Source organism: Bacillus sp. KH172YL63, from assembly GCF_011398925.1.
GTDB lineage: Bacteria > Bacillota > Bacilli > Bacillales > Bacillaceae_B > Rossellomorea.
Genome location: NZ_AP022842.1, coordinates 3195734 through 3214084, shown reverse-complemented (window position 1 = coordinate 3214084; position 18351 = coordinate 3195734). Strand labels below are relative to the sequence as shown.

At 48.0% G+C, this 18351-nt stretch carries 18 protein-coding genes; 12 read left to right on the top strand and 6 right to left on the bottom strand.

What is annotated here, in order from left to right:
• Nucleotides 1-51 precede the first annotated feature (51 nt).
• From KH172YL63_RS16425 to KH172YL63_RS16415, 3 genes are all read left to right on the top strand, one after another.
• Complete coding sequence (locus KH172YL63_RS16425) at nt 52-447, top strand: DUF4181 domain-containing protein (RefSeq protein WP_173107116.1); 396 nt, start codon at nt 52-54, stop codon at nt 445-447.
• 83 nt (nt 448-530) lie between these two features.
• A complete protein-coding gene (locus KH172YL63_RS16420) occupies nt 531-926 on the top strand; it encodes a DUF4181 domain-containing protein (protein WP_173107115.1) in 396 nt (131 codons plus the stop codon).
• A 9-nt stretch (nt 927-935) separates the two neighbouring features.
• Nucleotides 936-1385, top strand: a complete 450-nt coding sequence (locus tag KH172YL63_RS16415; protein ID WP_173107114.1) for a hypothetical protein — start codon at nt 936-938, stop codon at nt 1383-1385.
• 49 nt (nt 1386-1434) lie between these two features.
• Here the strand turns inward: KH172YL63_RS16415 and KH172YL63_RS16410 are convergent, their stop codons facing one another.
• Nucleotides 1435-4467, bottom strand: coding sequence for an efflux RND transporter permease subunit (locus tag KH172YL63_RS16410; RefSeq protein ID WP_173107113.1), 3033 nt, complete (start codon nt 4465-4467; stop codon nt 1435-1437).
• 258 nt (nt 4468-4725) lie between these two features.
• Between KH172YL63_RS16410 and KH172YL63_RS16405 the strand changes: the two genes are divergently transcribed.
• Both KH172YL63_RS16405 and KH172YL63_RS16400 read left to right on the top strand, forming a co-directional pair.
• Nucleotides 4726-5022, top strand: coding sequence for a hypothetical protein (locus KH172YL63_RS16405; RefSeq protein ID WP_173107112.1), 297 nt, complete (start codon nt 4726-4728; stop codon nt 5020-5022).
• A gap of 294 nt (nt 5023-5316) precedes the next feature.
• Entirely contained in the window at nt 5317-5976 is a 660-nt protein-coding gene (locus tag KH172YL63_RS16400) for an AraC family transcriptional regulator (RefSeq protein WP_173107111.1), read from the top strand.
• A gap of 32 nt (nt 5977-6008) precedes the next feature.
• On the opposite strand, the gene KH172YL63_RS16395 is transcribed toward KH172YL63_RS16400, so the two are convergent.
• Together KH172YL63_RS16395 and KH172YL63_RS16390 are read right to left on the bottom strand one after the other, a co-directional pair.
• Nucleotides 6009-6332 carry a hypothetical protein gene (locus tag KH172YL63_RS16395; RefSeq protein ID WP_173108239.1) on the bottom strand — a complete coding sequence of 108 codons (324 nt, stop codon included), beginning with the start codon at nt 6330-6332 and terminating at the stop codon, nt 6009-6011.
• A gap of 5 nt (nt 6333-6337) precedes the next feature.
• The gene (locus KH172YL63_RS16390; protein WP_173107110.1) at nt 6338-6769 is read right to left on the bottom strand and encodes a cytidine deaminase; all 432 of its coding nucleotides are present in this window, start codon (nt 6767-6769) and stop codon (nt 6338-6340) included.
• Nucleotides 6770-6956: 187 nt separating this feature from the next.
• Between KH172YL63_RS16390 and KH172YL63_RS16385 the strand changes: the two genes are divergently transcribed.
• Nucleotides 6957-7499, top strand: coding sequence for a sigma-70 family RNA polymerase sigma factor (locus tag KH172YL63_RS16385; RefSeq protein ID WP_232066045.1), 543 nt, complete (start codon nt 6957-6959; stop codon nt 7497-7499).
• A complete protein-coding gene (locus tag KH172YL63_RS16380; protein WP_173107109.1) occupies nt 7489-8439 on the top strand; it encodes a hypothetical protein in 951 nt (316 codons plus the stop codon). Before KH172YL63_RS16385 ends, KH172YL63_RS16380 begins: the two co-directional genes overlap by 11 nt.
• A 308-nt stretch (nt 8440-8747) precedes the next feature.
• Here KH172YL63_RS16380 and KH172YL63_RS16375 read toward each other — a convergent pair whose 3' ends face one another.
• Nucleotides 8748-9962, bottom strand: a complete 1215-nt coding sequence (locus KH172YL63_RS16375) for a TolB-like translocation protein (RefSeq protein ID WP_173107108.1) — start codon at nt 9960-9962, stop codon at nt 8748-8750.
• A gap of 497 nt (nt 9963-10459) precedes the next feature.
• On the opposite strand from KH172YL63_RS16375, the gene KH172YL63_RS16370 reads away from it, so the two are divergent.
• From KH172YL63_RS16370 to KH172YL63_RS16355, 4 genes are read left to right on the top strand one after another with little or no spacing between them, the layout of a single operon-like run.
• Nucleotides 10460-11179 (top strand): HAD family hydrolase, encoded by a 720-nt coding sequence (locus KH172YL63_RS16370; RefSeq protein WP_173107107.1) that lies wholly within the window; start codon nt 10460-10462, stop codon nt 11177-11179.
• Nucleotides 11180-11234: 55 nt separating this feature from the next.
• A complete protein-coding gene (locus tag KH172YL63_RS16365; protein ID WP_173107106.1) occupies nt 11235-12050 on the top strand; it encodes a lipid II flippase Amj family protein in 816 nt (271 codons plus the stop codon).
• 30 nt (nt 12051-12080) lie between these two features.
• Complete coding sequence (locus KH172YL63_RS21770) at nt 12081-12344, top strand: alpha/beta fold hydrolase (RefSeq protein WP_173107105.1); 264 nt, start codon at nt 12081-12083, stop codon at nt 12342-12344.
• On the top strand, nt 12341-12925 hold the full coding sequence (locus tag KH172YL63_RS16355; protein WP_173107104.1) for an alpha/beta fold hydrolase: 585 nt from the start codon (nt 12341-12343) through the stop codon (nt 12923-12925). Before KH172YL63_RS21770 ends, KH172YL63_RS16355 begins: the two co-directional genes overlap by 4 nt.
• 983 nt (nt 12926-13908) lie before the next feature.
• Here the strand turns inward: KH172YL63_RS16355 and ytrI are convergent.
• Together ytrI and KH172YL63_RS16345 are read right to left on the bottom strand one after the other, a co-directional pair.
• Complete coding sequence (ytrI, locus tag KH172YL63_RS16350) at nt 13909-14415, bottom strand: sporulation membrane protein YtrI (protein WP_173107103.1); 507 nt, start codon at nt 14413-14415, stop codon at nt 13909-13911.
• Nucleotides 14412-14747, bottom strand: a complete 336-nt coding sequence (locus tag KH172YL63_RS16345) for a sporulation membrane protein YtrH (RefSeq protein WP_034756917.1) — start codon at nt 14745-14747, stop codon at nt 14412-14414. Before KH172YL63_RS16345 ends, ytrI begins: the two co-directional genes overlap by 4 nt.
• Before the next feature lie 137 nt (nt 14748-14884).
• Here KH172YL63_RS16345 and dnaE point away from each other — a divergent pair, with 137 nt between their 5' ends.
• On the top strand, nt 14885-18241 hold the full coding sequence (dnaE, locus tag KH172YL63_RS16340; protein WP_173107102.1) for a DNA polymerase III subunit alpha: 3357 nt from the start codon (nt 14885-14887) through the stop codon (nt 18239-18241).
• Nucleotides 18242-18351: the final 110 nt, after the last annotated feature.

The window sequence follows — 18351 nt, the reverse complement described above, 5'->3', positions numbered from 1 at the left end:
GAACCTCTAGTAAGGAGGTTCCTTTGATTTTTAAGGGATGGTGGTGTATTGATGACCTGGTTGAAATTTACTGTGATGCTTCTATTGGTATTGGCTTTTATGTCAGTCGTAAAGATTATGCTAAGGAAATTTTTAGGGATTAAAAAGAAGAAGGAGAATATTGTTTCTCATTCTCTCCTAAATGAATCCCAACATAAAGTTGAGAAGTGGATGATGCGACTGAATGGCATCACGCTCATCACTTTTACGTTCATTACGATAGATAAGGGAGATACGATCCATCTATTTTTGATTGTATTTCTCCCATTATTGGCAGTGGACTACGTTGTAAGGGCGTTTTTCGAATGGAAGCAGAGCGACTACCCAAAGGAAGCGCTGTTGACGTTGATGGAGATGGTAGTCCTGCTGGCGGCTGTTTTTATCGGTTATTCCTATTGGTATGTGTGAGGGAACGCTGAAATTTGATGCCGATGGGCAAAGATCCTTCTTTTCAGAGGTGTCTATGATTTTTTAAGGATGGAGAGGGATGGATGTATTGGTTGAAATATATGATGACGCTTCTATTGGTATTGGCTGTGATGAGAGCCGTAAAGCCTGTATTAAGGAAGTGGTTAGGATTAAAAAATGAGAAGTGGAACTTCTTTAGAGATTCGTATGTTAATCAATCACATAGGAATGTTGACAAGTGGTTGAGACGAGTGAATGGCATGACGATTATGACGTTGGCGGTTACTGTCATTTATAGTAAAGAGATGTTTTTTATATACTGGACTGGATTTATCACTTTATTGTCAGCGGACTACGTTGTAAGGGTATTTTTTGAATGGAAGCAGAGCGACTACCCAAAGGAAGCGCTGTTGACGTTGATGGAGATGGTGGTCATGCTGGCGGCTGTTTTTATCGGCTACCACTATTGGTATGTGTGAGGAAATCCAGTGAAAGAGAGAGGAAGCGGAACGATGATAGGAAGGCTGTTGTTGACGGGGTTCGTGGTCTTTTTTCTTAGTGCATGCAGCTCTGAGGAAGTGAAAGATACACCGGATTCTGACGAGATCACGGTGGAACAGGTGACAGACGCCCTGACAGAAGATGGGCTTCATATTGAGGAAACTTCGGATGTGGAGGAGGACAATGTCTTTATTCAAGACTTGAACGGAGTGACGCCAGAGTTGTATGAACTGGACGGGGATCTCGTATCGGTGTATGTGTTTTCCTCGGCTTCTGACAGGGAAGAGGGCATGAAACAATTTGAAGAAATGACAGCTAATCATGATTTGGTGAATTATAGAGCTTATAGCAAACAAAATGTATTGGTGTTCTATGTAACTGAAAATGAAAAAGCCCAGAATGAAGTGCTGGATGCACTGGACACATTGGGCCAATAAATACAAAAATCCAGGCCTTCACTTGACGGCCTGGATTTTTTATATGATGTTATTGTGCTGCTCTTTCATCCGTACTCAATCTTTCAGCACGCTGTTTTCTTGATTTTCTGTAATAAAGCAATTCATAGAACACAGGCACGACGACGAGCGTCAGCACGGTGGCCCCTGCAAGCCCGCCGATGACGACGACTGCGAGCGATTTGGATACGAGGCTTCCGTCTTCGGTGTGGCCGAAGAGAAGGGGAAGCATGGCACAGATGGTCGCAATCGCGGTCATGACGACAGGGCGGAGGCGGGTGCCGCACGCTTCCAGGATGGAATCCCGGATGATCATCGTTTCTTCATTCTGCTTGACCCGGTCGATCAGGACGATCGCGTTCGTGACGACGATCCCGATCAGCATCAATGCACCAATCAGAGCGGTCGCATCTGCCGGAACCCTCGCGATGAGGAGACCGAGGACGGCTCCGATCGAGGCAAGCGGCAGCGTGATCAGAATCGCAAGCGGCGCTTTCAACGTCTTGAATGTGAGCACCATGATCAGGTAGACGATCAGAATCGACGCAAGCATCGTCATTCCAAGATCTTTGAAGTCGTCAGCCTGCTGTGCGGCTGCTCCGCCTGTATCGATGGATACCCCTTTCGGAAGGGTGAGTTCCTTGATTTTTTCATCAATGTTTGCAGAAATGATTGAAAGCTCTTCAGGCTCTACCTCTGCCGTGATCCGGACGTATAAGTCACCGTCTTTATGGAGGACCGTACTCGGTTTCTCTTCCTCCTCGATCGTGGCCACTTCCGCCAGCGGCTTCATGCCTGCATTTGTGGCAATCGTCAGTCCTTTCAATTCGGACGCTGTCTCTGGTGTGACGCCTGCATCAAGGAATACTGGGATCGATTCATTATCCAGATTGACGGCTCCGATCGGCTGCGGATTCAGCAAGGAGCGGATCTGCATCGCTGTTTGCCCCGCGTTCGCTTTCTCGGTATCGACTTTCACTGTGAAGACAGGTGACGTTTTTTCCTGATTACTGGACACCTTCTTCACGCCGTCGACATCCTCAATTTTTTCCATCAAAGTGTTGGTTGTCGCCAGCAGTTCGTCGGCGTCATTTCCAACTACGTCATACGTGATGCTCGAGTTTGAAGACCCGCCGAAGATCGATGCAGGTGACGCGGTGATGATCACGTCTTTTTCCGATTTCTTCACTTCATTCACGTCTTCGATGAAGGCTTCCGCATCAGCGCCTTCCTTCATGATGACCGTATAGGACACCGTATCCGGATCCCCGACTTCCCCGTACTGGGCCGCTTCCCTGCTGGACCCATACTGGGTGATCAAATGATCATAGCCGTCAAACCCTGCCAGTTTATTTTCAAAATTGGTCATGCGTTCTTGAATCGTTTCCTTAGGTGTATCACTAGGGAAATTCATCGAGACAGCGACAAATGATGCATCATTCGCATTGGTCGCCGCTTTCGGCAATGTCATGTAAAGGGCGATCGATCCCCCGAACACAAGGACCGCAAGCAGGATCGGCACCCATTTATGATTCAGTGACCAGCGGAGCACGTTCACATAGCGGTGAGGCGTGCTGTGTGCCGGCAGTGTCGTATTTTTCAACATCCCGCGGCTGAGTAAAGGCACGACTGTCAGCGCCACGAGCAGTGAAGCGAGCAATGAGTAAGTGACCGTCAGTCCGAATGGAAGCAGGAACGCCTTCAGTGATCCGTTCACGAGACCCATCGGCAGGAACACGGCTACCGTGATGAGCGTGGACGACGTGATCGCACGTGACACCTCCATGGTCGCATCAAGCACCGTCTTCTTCGACAGCTTCTCATTCTGGCTCCGCCTGAAAATGTTCTCTACAACGACGATACTGTCATCCACCAGCCGTCCGACAGCCACCGCAACCCCGCCGAGCGTGAGGATGTTCAGCGTGACTCCCGACAACCAGAGCAGGAATAGCGTGATACAGAGTGACAATGGAATCGACACAACCGTAATCAGCGTCGGCTTGAATTTTCTTAAGAATAAAAGAATGACAAGCGTCGCGAACAGGGCACCCAATCCGACTTCTCGGACCATGCTGTCCACCGAGTTCTTCACCATTTCCCCCGTCGTAAACAGCGTCGTCGCTTCAACGCCTTCATAGTCCTTATTGATTTTATCTACCGTATCCTGCACTTCTTCCCCTGCAGTCACGGCACTTGCATCATTTTCCTTGAACAGGATGATGGCGAGCGCTTCCTTTCCGTTGACACGGGTGATCGTGTCTTCCGCCTTCACCTTCTCAACGGTCGCAATGTCCTTCAGCTTGACGGTTGGTGCGTCAGGCACCTGCAGCGGAACAGGCAAATTCTCCAACGCCTCGATCGACGTCAAATTATCACTCACGTTGATCGTACTCTTCTGCCCATCAATCGTCGTACTACCCGCAGAAGCCGACACATGCTGACCCTGCAGCACCCCCATCACCGCATTGACCGGTATATGTAGAGCTTCCAATTTCTCATGATCCAGATTAATCTGCACCCGGGCACTGTTTTCCCCGGCGATGCTTGCCTGAGACAACCCCGACTGATTCTCAAAAAGTGGCTTGAACTCCTCATTCACAACATCCAGATTCTTCTTCGTCAATCCGTCCTCAAATGTCACCGACACCTGACCGATCGGAATCATCGACGTATTCAACTGTGAAATCAACGGCTCCCCGACTCCCTCAGGAAGCTGGATCCCCTTGATCGCATCCTCAACCTTCAACTTCGCTTCCTTCATATCCGTCTTCGAATCAAAGTTGATCGAAACCTGGGAAAATCCCTCCCCGGTCGTCGAAAGAATCGACGTCTTCCCCGAAATCGACGCCACCGCCTGCTCCACAGGCTCCGTGATTTCAGACGTCATCGAACCGGCATCATACCCCTGCCCAAGCGTCACCACCGTCACCTGCGGATTATCCGCCTCAGGCAAAAACTCCATAGGCAACCGGAAATAACTAATAATGCCGATAAACAACGTCATGATGATAAACAACCCCATGGCCGCCTTATTGCGAAAAACCCAATTTGTCAAAGCTTGCATACCTTTCCCTCCAATACAAAATAACTAAACAAACCTTCCTAATAAACATACTCCATAACCCGCAGGCGCACAGCGTCCTCCAGGCTAATATGTGCCTAGGTCTAGAGACTTAGGTTTGGGGGACGGACCTCGCTTTTTCCCGTAATGAAAGGGATGTACCTTGAAAAACGAGGTCCGTCCCTAGGAGGAAAAATATAGAAATAAATGACGCCTTCTGATATCATTTTTATATATTGAAGATGTTGGAGGTTTATTCATATGTTAGGGAAGATCAAAGGCGTTAAATTACTAGCTGAATATAAAAATCCTGTGTACAAAGTGAAGGTCGAATGCCCGGACGGCAGCATCCTGCTCATCAAGTTTGACTACACTTATGTGAATGAAAGTTATATGCCGATGGAAGTGTACCACGATGGTGTCCATAAAGGAGCAAGATTAGCATGGTACACAAATAAAATCGAAAAAATGACCGTACAGGCTTTTTTAGAGGGAATCGCTACGAAGATAAACAAAAAGTATAAGTTCGATTTGAAAGAAAAAGAGTTTAGGGGATGAAAGAATGGTATATGGGGGTTGGGAGGGGTTGTGTGGCTGTGGTTTTTAGAGGCGGGATAGGGGTTATCGGCGAAATATTTAATTTAACGGCGAAATCCTGGATATAACGGCGAAAATATTATTTTAACGGCGAAATTTAAAATATAACGGCGTTATTCGAATTTTATCGGCGAACGGTGCTTTTGCGCAGCATCAAGAGGAGACATGCAGAGGGACGGACCTCACGTTTTCCTGCAATGAAAGGGATGAACCCTTGAAAACGAGGTCCGTCCCCTATGAAAGGAAGGAATCACAATGACTCAAACATCAACCCTACATATCTTAAATGGGACCGAAATGTATCACAACTTCAAAGAGAAAAAGTTTCTTCCCCAAGCCACGATGGTCCCATTCAACGAGGCCATGTGTCACGGAGAAACCTGCGAACACATATTTTCTGATGAATTTAACGAGACGAGGGCAAAGGTTCATGGTGTGACTCAGGCTCAATATGATGACATCACGCTCCAGCCCTTGCAGCCGCTTTTTGAAGGAGACTTCAGCCACATCGCGTTATGGTTCGATGAAGACATGTTCTGTCAGATCAATGTGCTGACCGTGCTTGCGTGGCTGGACCAACAAGATTATAGAGGGACAATCGACCTTCATCTCGTTGATCATCAGCACCAGCCTGTATCGAAAAACAAGCTGAACGCTGGAGGGTATGCCGCCATATACAAACAGGTGATGATTCATAAGACGATGCCTGAGAACGTTACGCCAAAGCCATTACAAAAAGGGATCCAACTCTACTTGAATTACCTGGGCAAAGACAGTGACCTTATGCGGTATATCGTGGAGCATCAGGATGTGCCCGCAGAGGAGCTGGTGCCGCGTCTGATTGAGAAATTTACAGAGTACGGGTTAGGGGATAGGCAGTATTTGACGCTTGTGAATGATGTGAAAAGTAGATAAAGAGAAATGTAGGGACCCTGATGCCGAGGTCCCTACACTGCTTTGCGTCTATGAACTTTTGTCACCACAATGAATGCCCACCATGAGAATAGAAAAATATAACCGGCAACTGTGAAGATGGACCAAGCTGCGCCGAGCTGGAGCTGTGAAAATAAATGCTCAAACTCATTCATTCCGTCAGCTCTGCCAATACTGTTTGTCAGGCTGATGATCGGCAGCAGGAAGGTTATTGTGATGACGACCATTGCCGTTTGTTTTTGCTTATTTTGTAGCAACCTTGAAATTGCAGTACCGAATGTGACGAGTAAAAACAAATAATAGAATACCCAAAACCAACTGGGAAGCGTCTCCCACATGAATTTCACCCCATCTCACTCCCATACTTCTCCGGCAGCAATTCCATCACATTGCACTTCACCAAACTGCCCCCATAAGAAATGATCACATCTGTATGACTTCCATAATCACTGATCAACTCCCGGCACATGCCGCAGGGAGCGACTACCCAGCACTTGTCGATGTCTTCATGCGGGTGGGGATGGGCGACGGCCACGATCGTCTCGAATGCGTGATCCCCTTCTGAAATCGACTTCCCGATCGCCATCGCTTCCCCGCACACCGTGATCCGCCCCACGTTCGCTTCTACATGAACAGCTGAATAAACCTTGCCGCTAGTCGACCTCACTGCTGATCCGATGTGGTGCCTTCCATACCGATAATTCTTTTCTATTACCTCTTCAGCCTGCTTGATCAATTCATAGTCTTTATTTTCAAGGGTTTTTATTTTTAACAAGGGGGTTTCCTCCTTTTATTAAATAAATTGAAGTCTTTCCTACTAATATGTAATTTTCTAGAACAATCAAAGGATTCCTCCTAACAAATATAGAACCCCCATTCATAAACATTTTTTTTTCGTAAAAAATGAAACCACCCCGACATTGATTCGTCTTAGCAATATATAGGAATGAGGTGAGGGACGTGTGAGGGAAGCGGAGAATCATGCAGAAGACCGTGATGCATGGCTGGAACGGATCATGAATGAGTACGGCGAACGGCTGACGAAGCTTGCATACAACTATGTGAAGGACTGGGGCCTTGCTGAAGACATCGTGCAGGATGTATTTGTCACCTGCTTCAGACATTATGAAAAAGTCGGTGAGATTATGTCCTTCAAAGCATGGATTTATCGGCTGGCCATTAACCGGGCGAAGGATGTTTTGAAGAGTTCGGCGTTTAGGCGAGTAGTGAGGAATGGGAGCCTGTTATCTCTGTTTACTTCAAAAGATCTCCTGCCTGAAAACGAATTGTTGAGGAGAAGCGAGGAAGAGATCCTCTCAAGGAGCGTTCTCGATTTACCGGTGAAGTACCGTGAAGTGATGATCCTTTATTATTATGAAGAATGTTCGATTGAAGAAATCGAGGGGTTGTTAGGATTGAACCGGAACACGATTAAAACGAGGCTGAACAGGGGCAGAAGCAGACTGAAAAAGAGGATGGAAAGGAGGGGGCATGATGGAAGATAAGCTGAGTGAATTAAAGCGTGCGATGGACACCACGACGCATAAGGGCAGGCATTTTACACACATCCAAAGATCCAGGATTCGGCAGGCCGCTCATCATCCGGTGACACTAAAGAGCCCCGGGCCATTCCTCATCTTCATCATGACGACCGCCGCCATCTGTTTAATAGCCTTCTTTGTATCAACCGAATGGCTCATGAACGAACGGCAGGGAGCATTGAAAAAGAATGAAGTTGAATTCAGCATCTCTCCGGATCCTGGTCTTCACGCAGGGGCCACGTCTGGATATATTTTTCATTTCGAAGAACCTTTTGACACCTTCAAAGGGAAAGCACTATCGATTATCGCAGTTCATGAAAAATCAGGGCAGCGCATCGAGGTGCAGCCTCCAAAAAAAATTACCGATCCATCCCCCGGGTACTCAAGCTTGCAGCGCTACACCACAAGCTTTGCAATTCCATACAGCGGGAAATGGAGAATGGAAGTCTACCTCGACGGCAAACTCTACGGGGATGCCGACCTGAAAGTGGAGGATGGAATTTTACCGGCAGACATCCCAGCCTATATCAAAGAAAGTGATTTCCTCCAAATCAATTGGGACCGAAAAGCGACCGAGTTCGGACGAAACCTAATCGGCAATGAAAACAAATCAGGCATCATCGGCGCCGACATGCCAAGCCTGTCCGGCCAAAAATGGATGTGGCACCTGTGGCATACCGATGCTTCAGAGCTGACAGTGGCAGCCTACCACAGGGAATCCGGGACCGTGCACCCAATCCTCCACAACGGTGAAAGCTGGACGATCCCTCTCGGAGGCGAAAACAACGGCGCAGATGTGCATGCCCCGTCGTCCGTCACCATTTCAGAACCCGGAGACTGGGCGTTCGTCATTTATGCAGACGGAGAATTGTTTGACGTGATTGTGTTGAAGATTGAGAAGTGACTTTTGTATAAAAAGGGGTTGGACAAATCAGGTATTGGTCTTGAATCAGCCCCTTTTTAGTCATTTTTTTGAAGGAACGGGCAAATCCCAACCTCTTTCAAGCTCAAGAGAACTTCAAATCACCGAAAAAACCTCTCCAGGTCGCACTTATGAGCCGGTTTCCCCAACTTATGATCCCCTTTCCGGATTTATAAGCCGTTTCAGCAAAATATGAGCGCGAATCCTGATATATGAGCCGCCATCCTCTATATATGATCTCTTTGTCGAAAAATCGCGGCCGACGTAACGCTGCCACCAGCACGATCACCTCAATAAAAAACAATCCCCTCAACATCCCGAATCCACTCCTCCGCATCACTGCCATCCACATTCCCGATCCACAAATCCCTCTTCGAATCGGTGATGGACGTCCCCCTCAACCAAACGAGCTTGTCAATCGAAGGGAGGAACTGCGGGGCGTAGTCGCCGAATCCGTTCGGAGGACTCGTGATCTTCTCTTGCTTCACTGACTCAATATCCACGGTGTACAAAGCAGGAAGCGGATGTTTACTGAAGTCATTGCTCCACGCCCGTCCCCTGACCCTCGAGACGACAAGAGATTTGTCGCTCATCCAGTCGAAGTCGAGGTCAGCGAAATGGGCGGGGGTGAGGGCACCTCCAACAGGCATTTCCTTCACTTTAAGATCCTTGTTTTTAAAACCATACACGATCCTGCCGCCGCCGGCGATGTATGCCAGGATATCTGTGGATGGCGCCCACTTCGGCTCTCCCACCTGCAGAATTATCTCATCCAATACCTCGAAATTCCCTCCGTCCTGATCAATCACACACACCATATTGCTGTCCATCGACCAGGAAGCGGTCGGAGACACAACAAAGGAAATCCACTTGCCGCTCGGCGAATACGTCAGCTGTTCGGCAGAGACCGCAATCAGCTGATTCTGCTCCGTCGTACCGATTTCCCGGGGGAGTGTGAAGAAAGGCTCCACCCCTCCAAATAAGACAATATCTTCATATTTCTCCCCAACTTTTTTGGTGAAAAGCGAAGCGCTCGACCAGCCATCCGGATTGAGCGTGCCCGACGAAGAAAGCAGGAACCCGCTGCCGTCCGGAAGCCACGTGAAATCGCTCACTCCGGTTGCGATGTTGTAAAACCGGTTCAAGTCTGAAATATCGAGGATCCCCCTGTTCGTATAGGCGATATGGTTTCGCCGGGGCGCCCACCGAGGTGAGCGGCCGTTATCAGAAATCCGCTTCTTTTTACGGGTGGAGAGGTGATAAGTCCACAGCTCTGAGTTCCCATCCGAACCGACCTGATAGGCGAAGATCGTGCCGTCTCCAGACCATTTCGGCATCTGGTGGACATTGCCGGAAGTGGTGATTTGGGACTCCTCCCCATCGATGAACGTCCACACATTCCCCTCCCGGATAAATGCTGCCTGGATGTGGTTTTGGATGGCGGCGGAAGGGGCTGACGGGAATAGTAGGGTTAGGATGATGGTGAGAAGGATGGCTTTTTTCATGGTGGGGTCTCCTTTAGGTCTTTGTTCTTACTATCTTCTTGGGGGAGTTACTTTATGTAAAAGAAAAAGTTTTTTCGGTTAAATATGGAGGAGTGTATATAACTAAAATGAGTCCTCCGTTTGGTCCGACCCTTGAGTTGATAGGGGATCAGGCTTTTAAGTTTTAAAGACAAAATACTCTATTTTAATGAAAACCAAACCCATATTACCCTTATTTTTATGAAAACCATCAAAACGGGAACCATTACAAGCTCAGTTGAACCCATAATCGGCGAGATAACCCTGCCCCCATCCATATATGAGCCGGTTTCCCGAACTTATGAGCGGCTTTTCAAATTTATGAGCCGGAATTTTTTTTTATGAGCTGGAATTTTAAAATATGATCCAGTTGTCAGGATATATGATCTGTTTGTCGAAAAATCCTGAATATAACGAAATTGATATTGTTCAGAATTAGAAATTAATGGATAATGAAAAAGGAAGGGATTGATAAATAAATGAATAAGTACAGACTGCTTTTATTTGATCTCGATGACACCCTGCTGGAAAATTCGTCATGGTTTGACGATGGCGTGATTCAGGCGCTTGCAGAGCACCCGGATACAAAGGGGATGGATGGAGAGCAGTTTTTGAAGAAAATAAAACAGCCTCCACGATTTCTAATTGATAAACTTGTTCACGGGGAAATCAGTACATACGAATTTAAGATAGAGCGTTGGAAGGAAGCGTTTGATTCCTTTGGCGTGAAGATGAACAATGAAGCAATTGAACAATTCGAATCTCTATTTCATATCACAAGCATGACATTCATCAAGATGAACGAACATGTATTAAATTTAATGGATGAACTGACGAAGCGTTATGAGGTAGCTATTGTTACCAATGGCCTTTATGATCCTCGTCAGAAGGTAATCAACATGGGGTTAGGGGAGATATTTATCCAGGATAAAATCTTTCATTCAGAACCATTGGGTATGAGAAAGCCGGATTCCAGGATTTATCGTATTGCTTTAGAAGCTTTTAATAAAGAACCGGAAGAAACGATTTTCATAGGGGATTCGTGGACCCATGATGTCATAGGACCCATGGATGCAGGAATGGATGCCATATGGGTCAATTTCAGAGGAATAGAAAAACCGACGGATCATACTCCGCTTGCGATTGTGTCTTCTATAGGGGAGATCAGGGATGTTTTGCTCCGTGACCAAAGTGATTAAAGAGTAGTCAAAGAGGTACCGAACTTTTTACCAAGAAACCCAAGGAGTTGTCACCATGGATTATCTATCACTACCCGTCCTATCGATTGCCCTCTTCATCCTCATCATACACAGCATCGAGACGCTCGCATATGCAGTCAGATTATCCGGGGCAAGGGTGAAGCTGATCGCGTCAGGTCTTTCCCTTTTTAACATGATGGTCATTGTGTCAAGGATGGCGAATATGATGCAGCAGCCTTTTACCGGCGGCCTCACGGATAATGCGCCGAAGGGCCATAAATTAGAGGTGGTCGAGGAGCAGTTCAGGGTGCTGATCGGTGCCTCGACTTTAGGGACCATCCTTGGGATCGTGCTGCTGCCCACCTTCGTGGCTTTGTTTTCGAGGGGGATTATTTATCTCTCGGAGCAGGGAGGTTCAGTGCCCCGGCTAATCAAGTTCGGGTTTCAGCATCACCTGTATAAAAGGGGGATCCACCATATATCCAGGCCCGGTCGAAGATATTTGCAAGGAATCAGTTTCAGGAGCATTCCAAAGAGGCTGTTTTTCATCAATATGGTGATTACAGCGGTGTATACGATTGGCGTTCTTGCAGCGCTCTATGCTGCTCTTCTCGTGCCGGATCGACAGGCCAGTGCCACCATGGCTTCTGGATTGATCAATGGTATCGCAACGATTTTATTGACGCTGTTTATTGACCCGAAAATTTCCGTCCTGGCAGATGATGTGGCCAATGGGAAGGGGAATTATCAAGAGTTAAAAGGGCTTTCCATTATGATGGTCATTTCGCGGCTTTGCGGGACAGTGCTTGCTCAGGTTATTTTTATTCCGGGGGCGTATTATATTGCTTGGATGTCTCGTTTTTTTACTTGATGTATGAATAGCAGGGGAGGGGTGAATGACATGAAACAACACGCAATCAAGATGGACAACCATACCTTCTTTGTTTATGAAACCGGTGACCGACAACTCCCGACACTCATATGCCTGCACGGCATGACCGCCGAAGCCAACAGCTTCCTAGAACTTGCCGGGTATCTGCGGAACGATTTTCATATCCTGCTGGTGGATCTTCCCGGTCATGGAACAACCGCTCCACTTGATAGGGAGGAAGACTATCATTTTTCCTCATTAGCAAAACGGATCATGGCAGTCATCAGCAGGTGACGTCTGAAGCAGTCTATGTGTTGGGCCACTCCTGGGGTGCCGACCTGTCATTGCATATCGGAGCGACATTCCCTGACAGAATCAAGGGGCTTACATTAATAGACGGAGGGTATGTTTTCCCTGAAATGGTTGTGGGGTATTCGGAAGAGCAGGCCCTTTCCGATTGGGCAGAGTATTTTGATGGAGGCAGATATAGTTCCTGGGAAAAAGTAGTGGACACATACAAAGCGTACACCACACGGCAGTGGGATCATCTGCTCGAGAAGATGATTTCATCTAATTTTGTAAAGGTGGATGGCTTTTATCAATTGAAAGCGGACAGGGACAGCCTCCTTGCAACCATCAAAGCATTTTACCTTGAACCATGTTCCACGACGTACCCATCCATTGAATGTCCCGCTTTGCTCTTTCATGCTACCATTCCGCATGATGACCCTTCACGTCAGAAAGGGATTGAGAAACTGCAGGAGGAAGTGAAGGGTGTGAAAATAGTCGGGATTGAGAACACGCAACATAATGTGCATTGGGATTGTCCGGAGCAGGTGGGAGAGGTCATACGGGAGTGGATAATAATGGGATAATACGCAATAACTAATCGAACAGACGCAATGACCGCCACTTGAGACGCAATTCGCCTCCAAAACGACGCAATAAATAAAATAATGACGCAATTACCTTGAAAAACGACGCAATCATAAAAAATACCGGTGGTCCACTTTAACCAAGATCTTATGTAATATTTAATCTCTCTATTGAACTGTTAAAGAACCTCTCACAAGCCACGTTTATCGATCAAAATCTGCCTATTTCTATAAATAAATGCTCCCGGTATCTCACAACGGTCTATCTACCAAGCAGTTTCTTCCCTCAAATCAATTGTAAGACTCTATTTTTATTAAAAACCAACCCAAAATTACCCCTGTTTTAATAAAAACCATCAAACCCACAACCGCTACCAGCTCAGCTGAACCCGTAAACCACGAATCTTCCCAGCCCCAAGCCATATATGAGCCGGTTTCCCGAACTTATGAGCAGCTTTCCAAATATATGATCTCGAATTTTTTTATATGAGCTGGATTTTTAAAATATGATCCTCTTCTCCAGATATATGATCTCTTTGTCGAAAAATCGCTACGCCCCAGCGCCACGCTCCACACACCGATCCCCAACCAGCTCTTCTCTTTAAATCAACTCCAAACCCCCATTTCAACCAAAAACCAACCCAAAATTACCCCTGTTTTAATAAAAACCATCAAACCCACAACCGCTACAAGCTCATCTGAACCCGTAAACCACGAATCTTCCCACCCCCCCATCCATATATGAGCCACTTTCCCGAACTTATGAGCAGCTTTCCAAATATATGAGCTCGAATTTTTTTATATGAGCTGGATTTTTAAAATATGATCCTCTTCTCCAGATATATGATCTCTTTGTCGAAAAATCGCTACGCCCACGCCCCCAGCGCCACCCCACCAGCACCAGCACCACGCCCCCAACCAGCCACATCCCCTCACCCACCCATCCCCAACCAAAAAAAGACCCACCTCCCAGCAGGTCCCACCTAATCCTCCCCATACTTCAACTCCAGTGTAATCTCCGTCGTCGTATAAAAGTACATCTCCCTGACCTTCAGCCGGAAGTTCTTATCATTCAGCTTGACGGTTTTATTCTCAATGATCTTCTTAATCAGCTCCTTATTCCCGTAAACCGATTCCAGGTCTTTGGTGAGGAGGCTGCGGAGATCTTCGCTGAGCCGGTCTTCGGTTTCGTGAATGCTGAGGAGTTCGACTTTGGTTTTGGTGGTGTTGATGATTTTGACTTTGACTTCCTGGATGGTGAGTTCATTTTCGTTTTCGCTGTTGAGTTGTTTGTATTCTTCCTGGAGGTAGGAGAGGGTGTTTTTCAGTTTGCTGATGTCGTTTTTTTGTTCGGCGATTTTTTGGGCCTGTTTTTCGTGCATGGTGCCGAACATGAAGAGGAAGATCATCCAGCTGACGATGCCGCCGATGACCATGCCTGCGAAGAAGCGCTGCCAGGAGGGGAGCCGGTAGAAGGGCGGGATCCTCATGACGGCATATGCTCCTGGGTGAGCCAGGTGATGATCATGGCGGCGGTGTTGGCGCCGCCGAGTGCGGACAGGATCCAGAGGAACTGTTTGAACAGTTCTTTTGTTTCTCCGTTCAGGAAGCCTTTTTCGAAGCTGTAGACGGTGTCGAATGTGCCGCCGATCGCCGCGATGATGGCCCAGATGCGGAGGAAGTCGGATAGTCGTCTCATTTCAATGAACAGGGGCTGCCCCATGGCGAAAGACGCAAGCCCGCCGAGGAGCGAGCCCCCGAGCAGAACGCCCATAGCGATAAAGAAGCTTTTGAAGAGTTCCGGAAAGAAAGCTTCTGCCATTTCATCATCTCCATCTATTACGTGTCTTTACGATAACTATATGGGGATCGGGGACAAGATATGAGGGAGAACATATTTTCTTTTTTGCGGTTTCTTTCCTATAATAAAAGTATATTGAGAAAAAGGTTGTGCATAACATGTCATTTGTTCATTTACAAGTTGCGAGTGCCTACAGTCTCTTGTCCAGCACGATTCCGATAAATGGACTTGTACATAAAGCGAAGAAATCAGGGTATAAAGCACTTGCTTTAACCGATAAAAATATGATGTATGCCGCCATACCTTTTTATAAGGCATGTTTAAAGGAAGGTATCAAGCCGATTATCGGGTTGACCGCAGATATAGCATCAGACACCGAGGGAGAGTCACACCCTCTCGTCCTTCTGGTGGAAAATCAGACGGGGTATCAGAATCTATTAAAAATCTCGAGTGCGATCGGGGCGAAGGCGAAGGACGGGCTTCCGTTGAAGTGGCTTGCTTCCTACAGTGAAGGGCTGATCGCCATCACCCCGGGGATCAGGGGCGAGATCGAGAAGCTTTTGCTGAAGGGGAAAACCGAGCAGGCGAAGGCGGGCATCGAAACTTTCCAGAAGATGTTCGGCAAGGGTTCCTTTTATTTGAGTGTGCAAAAGCACGGGCTTCCCGAGGAAGAAGAGCTGATTCCCCTCCTGAAATCAGTGTCCGCTGAAACCGGTGCCGGGCTGGTTGCGACGAATGATGTGCAGTATCTCGAACAGGATGATTCTTTTGCCCATGAATGCATGGGGGCGATCCGGGATGGTGTGAAGCTGTCGGATGATGACCGTGACGTCCTTGAGTGTGAGGAGTATTACTTCAAATCGAAGGAAGAGATGGTCGAGCTGTTCGCGGATCACGTGACCGAGCTTGAGAATACGATGGTGATCGCCGACCGGTGTCATCTCGACATCCGGTTCCATCAGCAGCTGCTGCCGAAGTATCCGCTTGCTGAAGGGGAGACGGCCCTCGAGATGCTGACCCATCTCAGTGAAAAGGGACTGAGCGAGAAGGTCGGCACGATTACCGATGAATACATCGAGCGACTGGATTACGAGCTTGAGATCATCGGGAAGATGGGGTTCAGCGATTACTTCCTGATCGTCTGGGACTTCATGAAGTATGCGAAGGAACAAAGAATCCTGACTGGTCCTGGAAGGGGATCGGCGGCAGGGTCCTTGGTGTCCTACGCCCTTAATATCACCGATGTGGATCCGATCGAGCATCAGCTGCTGTTTGAGCGGTTCCTGAACCCTGAACGGGTGACGATGCCGGATATTGATATCGACTTCCCGGACCACAGGCGGGATGAAGTGATCGAATATGTCGAGCGGAAATACGGGAGTCTCCATGTTGCCCAGATCATCACGTTCGGGACATTCGCTGCGAAAGCGGCGCTACGTGACACGGCCCGTGTGTTCGGGCTGAATATGAAAGAGCAGGAGCAGCTGTCGAAGCTGATTCCGAATCAGCTCGGCATCACGCTGAACGAAGCGTATGACCAGTCGAAGGGACTCCGTGAATTTGTAGGGAGTTCTGATCATTATAAAAAATTATTCCAGACCGCATGTACGCTTGAGGGACTGCCGCGGCATACGTCCACCCATGCGGCCGGTGTTGTGATCAGTGAAGCGCCCCTCGTCCAGTGGGTGCCGATCCAGGGGAGCTCGTCAGGCATCCATCTGACCCAATTCTCCATGGACATTCTTGAAGAAATCGGCTTATTGAAGATGGATTTCCTCGGGCTCCGAAATCTCAGCATACTTGAGCGGATCGTGAAGAACGTTCAGATGGGGGCGGATAAATCTTTTTCCCTCGACAGAATTCCGATAGATGACAGCAAGACGTTTGAGCTGTTGAGCAGCGGGCAGACGAATGGGATTTTCCAGCTGGAGTCAGAGGGGATGCGGAATGTGCTGAAGCGGCTGAAGCCGAATGCCTTTGAAGACATCGTGGCGGTGAACGCCCTGTATCGTCCCGGTCCGATGGAGAACATCCCGACGTACATCAAACGGAAGCACGGCGGAGAGCGGGTCGAGTATCCGCTGCCGGATCTGAAGCCGATCCTTGAGATGACCTACGGGGTAATTGTGTATCAGGAGCAGATCATGCAGATTGCTTCGAAAATGGCGGGCTTTTCACTTGGCGAGGCAGATTTATTGAGAAGGGCCGTGTCGAAGAAGAAGAAGGACGTCCTCGATCAGGAGCGGGCCCACTTTGTGACAGGTGCGACCCAGAAAGGCTACAGTGAAGAGGTCGCCAATTCGACGTACGACTTGATCGTCAGGTTCGCAGACTACGGCTTCAACCGTTCCCATGCGGTTGCCTACAGTAAGATCGCCTATCAGCTTGCGTATTTAAAAGCACATTATCCGGCTTTTTTCCTGTCATCCCTCCTGACCTCGGTCGTGGGGAATGAGACGAAGGTCGCCCAGTATATCCGGGAGGCGAAGCTCTACGACATTGAGATCCTGCCCCCGTCGATCAACGGCAGTCAGTTTGTTTTTACCGTGGATGGTAAGAACCGGATCCGCTACAGCCTCGGTGCGATCAAGGGAATCGGGGCGGCGGCCCTGAAGGAGATCATCCGGGCAAGACAGGAGAAGCCGTTTCAGGATCTGTTTGATTTCTGTATGAGGGTGTCGACGAAGACGATCAACCGGAAGATCCTTGAGAACCTGGTGTTGGCAGGTGCGTTTGATGAATGTCAGATAGACCGGGCCACGCTGCTTGCGAGCCTTGATGTGGCCTCTCAGCACGCAGAGCTCGTCAATCCTGACGGGGAACCGGATCTGTTTGATGAAGAAGAAGCTTTCGTCCTGAAGCCGAAATATGTAGAGGTCGACGACATGACGATCGATCATAAGCTTCAGTATGAGAAGCAGGTGCTCGGACTTTATCTGTCAGATCATCCCCTCGCTTCCCACCGTCCCCTGTTCGTGGAGCTCGGTTTGCCGCAGATTGCCGATTTGCAGCAGGGCTCGAAGATTTCATTCGGGGGCTATATTACGGCAGTGAAAACGATCCGGACGAAAAAAGGGGAAGTGATGGCTTTTCTTGAAATCGGTGATGAAACCGGTGAAATCGAAGCGGTCGTATTCCCGAATGTGTATAAAAACAACATGATCCAGCTGAAGGAAGGGAACATCCTTCTTTTCGGCGGGAATGTGGAGAACCGCAATGATAAGCAGCAGGTGATCGTGAACACCGTCGAAACGATGGAAAGCGTGCAGGCAAGGGTGAAGGAACGGAATCAGATCCTGTATGTGAAAATCGAAAACAGCATAGACGGGGAAGAAGCCATGAAGAAGATCACGCAGGCAATCAAACGGTTCAAGGGAGAGACGGGTGTGATCGTCTACCATGAACGGGACAAAAAAAGCGTCCGGCTGCCGGGGCATCTGCGGGTGAACCCGTCTGAAGAGGCGCTGAATGAATTTCATCACATTCTTGGCCAGGCAAATGTCATCTTAAAATAACATACTTTACTAAAACCAATATTTATATTATTGTTTAATAGAAAAAGGTGGTCTGACCACCTGTGACCTTTATCATTTTCCTTTCGAAAATATAAATCTCAGTAGATTCC

What these genes read in the sequence shown, in the direction of transcription:
- KH172YL63_RS16425 (WP_173107116.1), top strand. Translation starts at nt 52, where the DNA reads ATGACCTGGTTGAAATTTACTGTGATGCTTCTATTGGTATTGGCTTTT.
- KH172YL63_RS16420 (WP_173107115.1), top strand. Translation starts at nt 531, where the DNA reads ATGTATTGGTTGAAATATATGATGACGCTTCTATTGGTATTGGCTGTG.
- KH172YL63_RS16410 (WP_173107113.1), bottom strand. Translation starts at nt 4,467, where the DNA reads ATGCAAGCTTTGACAAATTGGGTTTTTCGCAATAAGGCGGCCATGGGG.
- KH172YL63_RS16405 (WP_173107112.1), top strand. Translation starts at nt 4,726, where the DNA reads ATGTTAGGGAAGATCAAAGGCGTTAAATTACTAGCTGAATATAAAAAT.
- KH172YL63_RS16400 (WP_173107111.1), top strand. Translation starts at nt 5,317, where the DNA reads ATGACTCAAACATCAACCCTACATATCTTAAATGGGACCGAAATGTAT.
- KH172YL63_RS16395 (WP_173108239.1), bottom strand. Translation starts at nt 6,332, where the DNA reads ATGTGGGAGACGCTTCCCAGTTGGTTTTGGGTATTCTATTATTTGTTT.
- KH172YL63_RS16380 (WP_173107109.1), top strand. Translation starts at nt 7,489, where the DNA reads ATGGAAGATAAGCTGAGTGAATTAAAGCGTGCGATGGACACCACGACG.
- KH172YL63_RS16375 (WP_173107108.1), bottom strand. Translation starts at nt 9,962, where the DNA reads ATGAAAAAAGCCATCCTTCTCACCATCATCCTAACCCTACTATTCCCG.
- KH172YL63_RS16370 (WP_173107107.1), top strand. Translation starts at nt 10,460, where the DNA reads ATGAATAAGTACAGACTGCTTTTATTTGATCTCGATGACACCCTGCTG.
- KH172YL63_RS16365 (WP_173107106.1), top strand. Translation starts at nt 11,235, where the DNA reads ATGGATTATCTATCACTACCCGTCCTATCGATTGCCCTCTTCATCCTC.
- KH172YL63_RS21770 (WP_173107105.1), top strand. Translation starts at nt 12,081, where the DNA reads ATGAAACAACACGCAATCAAGATGGACAACCATACCTTCTTTGTTTAT.
- ytrI (WP_173107103.1), bottom strand. Translation starts at nt 14,415, where the DNA reads ATGAGGATCCCGCCCTTCTACCGGCTCCCCTCCTGGCAGCGCTTCTTC.
- KH172YL63_RS16345 (WP_034756917.1), bottom strand. Translation starts at nt 14,747, where the DNA reads ATGGCAGAAGCTTTCTTTCCGGAACTCTTCAAAAGCTTCTTTATCGCT.
- dnaE (WP_173107102.1), top strand. Translation starts at nt 14,885, where the DNA reads ATGTCATTTGTTCATTTACAAGTTGCGAGTGCCTACAGTCTCTTGTCC.